4 protein-coding genes and 2 pseudogenes are annotated in these 3,773 nt (G+C 64.6%); all 6 read left to right on the forward strand.

Annotation, left to right across the window (positions count from 1 at the left end; translation table 11 throughout):
- Positions 1–129: 129 nt before the first annotated feature.
- Positions 130–330, forward strand: a pseudogene (locus tag QZY07_RS17505) (transposase); the annotation flags it as partial.
- Between the two features lie 83 nt (positions 331–413).
- Positions 414–761 (forward strand): hypothetical protein, encoded by a 348-nt coding sequence (locus tag QZY07_RS17510; RefSeq protein WP_295405495.1) that lies wholly within the window; start codon positions 414–416, stop codon positions 759–761.
- Complete coding sequence (locus tag QZY07_RS17515; protein ID WP_295405497.1) at positions 721–2,151, forward strand: hypothetical protein; 1,431 nt, start codon at positions 721–723, stop codon at positions 2,149–2,151. The genes QZY07_RS17510 and QZY07_RS17515 overlap by 41 nt, the downstream gene beginning before the upstream one ends.
- A gap of 72 nt (positions 2,152–2,223) precedes the next feature.
- Complete coding sequence (locus QZY07_RS17520) at positions 2,224–3,018, forward strand: DUF6444 domain-containing protein (RefSeq protein ID WP_295405499.1); 795 nt, start codon at positions 2,224–2,226, stop codon at positions 3,016–3,018.
- Entirely contained in the window at positions 2,927–3,301 is a 375-nt protein-coding gene (locus tag QZY07_RS27525; RefSeq protein ID WP_363184424.1) for a transposase, read from the forward strand. Before QZY07_RS17520 ends, QZY07_RS27525 begins: the two co-directional genes overlap by 92 nt.
- Positions 3,273–3,590: pseudogene (locus tag QZY07_RS17530) on the forward strand (transposase); the annotation flags it as partial. The gene QZY07_RS27525 and the pseudogene QZY07_RS17530, both read left to right, overlap by 29 nt.
- Positions 3,591–3,773 lie beyond the last annotated feature (183 nt).

Here is a 3,773-nt window from a genome sequence, read left to right on the forward strand (position 1 = left end):
TCATCGCGCGCGTTTCTCCACCGCCAGCACCGCGCCGACGTCGACCGCGCCCAGTCCGGCCACCTTATTTGACGCCCGTGGCGGCATGAGGGAACTGGCCGAAGTTATGATCAAGGCCCCGAGGGGCCGTGCGAGGCGGCGCTGGAGCGCGCGCGCTGGCCCGAGGGGTTTCGTTGTCCGCGCTGTGGCGAGGCTCGGCACTCGGTGTTCCACGTCGGCAGGCGCCAGACGTTCCAGTGTCGGGCCTGCCGCACACAAACGTCCCTGATCGCGGGCACCCTGTTCCAGAGTACGCATCTCCCCCTGACGATTTGGTTTTTAGCCATCTATTTTTCATCGTTCGCTTAATTTTCCCCTCGGTTCATAAAAGTGAGTCAAGCTACAGGCACTTACCATCCTGAGTCAGGAAAACCATGAGAACCGCGCCCACAGTGACGCGTATCGAACGGGTCGATGACATCCCGCTGCTCTTGGCGCAACTGGCTAAGATGGAGGTGGCGTCGCTGCTGGATCAGCACTTCCCGACGCACGGGAACTGGCAAGGACTGACCCTTGGTGAGGTCGCCGTGGTGTGGCTGGCCTCTATTCTGAGCGAGGGTGACCACCGTCTGAACGCCGTACAGGGCTGGGTGGCGGGGTTGTTGATGACCTTGCGGGTGTGCTTGGGAATTCCTGGATTGCGCGAACTCGATGTCAGCGACGACCGTCTGTGCGTCGTGCTTGACCGTCTGGGTGGCGACGACGCGGCGTGGGAGGCCTAATGAGCGCGCGCAGAATGCGACGCTGCTGCGGGTCTATGACTTGACGGCCCGACGCGTACGCATCGACAGCACCACGGCGAAGAGTTATGTCGGCGTCAGTGAGGACGGCTTGTTCCAATTCGGTCACCGCAAGGAACACCGTCCCGACCTGCCACCGTTGAAGATCAACCAGTCGACGCTCGATCCGCTGGGGTTGCCGCTGAGCACCACGGTGGTCAGCGGCGAGCGGGCCGATGATCCGTTGTACGTGCCGGAGATCCGCAAGGTGCAGGCGATGCTCCAACAGTCGGGCGTGCTGTATGTGGGCGACTGCAAGATGGCGGCGCTCGCCACCCGCGCCTACCTGGCGGCGAGCCAGGACCATTATTTGTGCCCGCTGCCGGCGGTCCAGATGCCGGCCGCTACCCTGCACGCCTTGTTGGAGCCGGTGTGGGCGGGGGAGCAGGCGCTCATGCCCGTGTATCGCGCGCCCGTGACGGCCTCTGACAAGCCCCAGCACATCGCCAACGGATTTTCCGATCAGGTCACGCTCACGAGCGCCGAAGGTCTCGCGTGGCAGGAACAACGTCTGGTGGTGCAATCCCTGAAACACGCCGCCGCGCAGCACAAGCGCCTGGACCAGCGCCTGCAACAGGCCGAGCAAGACATCGCGAGGCTCAACCAGCGCGGGCGGGGCCACAAGCGCCTGGATGAAGCGCAGGCGCACGCCGCGGTGGACGCCATTCTGGCGCAGCATCAGGTGTCGACCCTCCTGGTCGCTGCGTATCCGGTGGACACCCACACCACCCGCACGCGGGCCTACCTCGGGCGCCCGGCCCGCGAGGTCACCACGGTCAGCGTCACCGTGCGCACGCGCCTCGATCCGGCGGCCGATGCGCAGACCGTGCGGGGCTTGGGCTGGCGGGTGTTCGTGAGCAATGACCTCGTCCTGGAGGTGGGCGAGGCGGTGCTCGCCGACCGCGAGGAATCCCTCATTGAGCGCGGCTTCAACCGCTTGCGCGGCAAGCTCCTGGGCTTGACGCCGTTGTACCTTTGTTCGACCACCCGCATCCAGGGCCTCATCCGTCTCCTCGCTATCGGCCTGCGCGTCTTGTGCCTGGTTGAGTTCACGGTGCGCGAGGCTTTGCAGGCAAAGGCCGAAAAGCGCGATCACCTCGATGCGGGAAACCCCAAACGAGCGACCGCCAGGCCCACCACCGAGATGATGCTCAGAACCTTTACCGGTATCCGCCTGATCGTGGTCAGCCTCGGTGGCATGGACTGGCATCGCATGACCCCACTGAACGCGGTGCAGTCGCGCATGGTCGGCTTGCTCGGATTTCCGGAAATCATTGATCAAGGGCTGGGTACGCAATCCGAGAACGCGGCTTTCAAAATGGGCGAACCATGAGTGGATGATAAATACGAGATCTATATTCAAGACCAGTTGCCAAACAGCCTCCTCAGCCTGTCAATTTTCATCATGTCTGACGCCCCACCCGCACCCGCTTGCCCCGACAGCCGAGATGACGAGTTGGCGCGTTTGCGTGCGGAGAATGCCGAGCAAGCCGCGCAGATTGCCAAACTCCAGGCGCGCATCCAGGAACTGGAAGCCCGTCTGGCCAAGGACAGCCACCACTCCAGCAAACCGCCGTCGTCCGATCCGCCTTTTAAGAAACCCCCGCCCAAGTCGCGACGCCAGCGCAGCGACAAGCCGCCGGGCGGCCAGATCGGGCATCCCGGCGCCACCCGCGCACGGGTCGACACCCCGGAACAGACGGTCATCGTGCCGTTGGAAGGGGCCTGCGCCTGTGGACGCGATCGGGCGGAGTTGGACGTGGAGGTTCTGCCTGAGCGCCGTCAGGCGATCGATCTGGTCGTGCGCCGGGAGGTGACCGAGTATCGGACAGTGTCCGGCGTTTGCGCCTGCGGTCAAGCGCATCGCCGCCGGTTCCCGGAGGGGGTGAGCGCACCGGTTCAGGACGGCGCGGGGCTCATGGCGTTCGCGGTCTCTCTGACCCATGATCAGCACCTTCCGTATCAACGGGCCACGGAGTTGTTGAACGCCTTGGCGGGCCTTCTGCTGTCGCCGGCGACCCTCGTCGCCTGGGGCCGGGAGGCGGCGGCGCGGTTGACCGCACCGGTGGCGGCGATCGGCCAAGCCGTGGTGCAGAGCGCCGTTGCCCATGCCGACGAAACCGGCCTGCGCGTGTCCGGTGCCCTGCACTGGCTGCCTGTGCCCTGCACTGGCTGCCTGTGCTCTGCACCACCACCTTGATCTTCTACACCATCCACGCCAGCGCGGCGCCGAAGCGCTGTCGGCCATCGGCCTGCTGGCCAACTTTCGCGGGATCCTGGTCCATGACCACTGGCGGGCCTCTCTGAGCGCCGCTGCCGAGCAGGCCTTCTGCAACGCGCACCCTCTGCGCGAGTTGATCGCCCTCGCCGAAGCCGACCACCCGTGGCCCAAGCGCCTCATCGCGCGGCTGTGCGAGGCCAACGACACCGCCAGCGCGGCCCTTGCCCAGCCTCATGATCGAGGATGTCTTCCGGCGGTCTGACGCCATTCTCGCCGACGCCGATGGCTTCCATCCCCGTCGCCGACCGCCGCCGGGCAGCCGACGGCGGGTCAAGCAGAGCCCCGCCGTCAACCTCATCGCGCGACTGCGCACGCAGCGCGAGGGCGTCCTGCGCTTCGTCACCGACCTGCGCGTCCCCTTCGATCACAACCTCGCCGAGCGCGATCTGCGCATGCTCAAGCTCAAACAAAAGGTCTCGGGTTGTTTCCGCTCCACCGAGGGTGCCGAGGCGTTCGCCACGGTTCGTTCCTATCATTCGACGCTGCGCAAGCAGTCGCTCGATCTCTATCAGGCCCTGGTGATGACTTTCCAAGGGCAGCCACCGATGCCACGGTTGGCATATAGATCTCGTATTTATCATCCAGACATTTCATGGGAACAAAACTCATAAACATCTGTCTACAGCAATATAAGTTGAATAGATTTAGAAGGCGTCGATCATCGCTCCGGCCAA

This window comes from uncultured Thiocystis sp. (genome assembly GCF_903866365.1).
Taxonomy (GTDB): domain Bacteria; phylum Pseudomonadota; class Gammaproteobacteria; order Chromatiales; family Chromatiaceae; genus Chromatium.

Excerpts from the sequence above, each read along its gene's own strand:
- QZY07_RS17510 (WP_295405495.1), top strand. The coding sequence starts at position 414 with ATGAGAACCGCGCCCACAGTGACGCGTATCGAACGGGTCGATGACATC.
- QZY07_RS17520 (WP_295405499.1), top strand. The coding sequence starts at position 2,224 with ATGTCTGACGCCCCACCCGCACCCGCTTGCCCCGACAGCCGAGATGAC.
- QZY07_RS27525 (WP_363184424.1), top strand. The coding sequence starts at position 2,927 with ATGCCGACGAAACCGGCCTGCGCGTGTCCGGTGCCCTGCACTGGCTGC.